Origin of the sequence: Citrobacter sp. Cpo012 (assembly GCF_030333015.1) — a bacterium.
In the GTDB taxonomy this organism is placed as follows: domain Bacteria; phylum Pseudomonadota; class Gammaproteobacteria; order Enterobacterales; family Enterobacteriaceae; genus Citrobacter; species Citrobacter portucalensis.
Genome location: NZ_JAOWGR010000022.1, coordinates 1 through 340, shown reverse-complemented (window position 1 = coordinate 340; position 340 = coordinate 1). Strand labels below are relative to the sequence as shown.

General features: G+C 52.1%; 1 tRNA gene. It reads left to right on the top strand.

The features are described 5' to 3' along the window. Window positions 1-183: 183 nt before the first annotated feature. A tRNA-Ala gene (locus OGX90_RS01185) sits at window positions 184-259 on the top strand. The last annotated feature ends 81 nt before the right edge of the window (window positions 260-340 follow it).

Here is a 340-nt window from a genome sequence, read left to right as displayed (position 1 = left end):
GCTTGTAGCTCAGGTGGTTAGAGCGCACCCCTGATAAGGGTGAGGTCGGTGGTTCAAGTCCACTCAGGCCTACCAAATTCGCCTCCGTGCTGTGTTACGGCGATGCTCGCATACTTCAGTATGCTTCGCACCACCGCGCCTTGCCCGGAAACGAATTAGGGTACAGAGATTAGCATTTACGATGGGGTTATAGCTCAGCTGGGAGAGCGCCTGCCTTGCACGCAGGAGGTCTGCGGTTCGATCCCGCATAGCTCCACCATCCTTACTGCAAAAACACAAGAAAACTTCAGAGTGTACCTGAAAAGGTTCACTGCGAAGTTTTGCTCTTTAAAAATCTGGA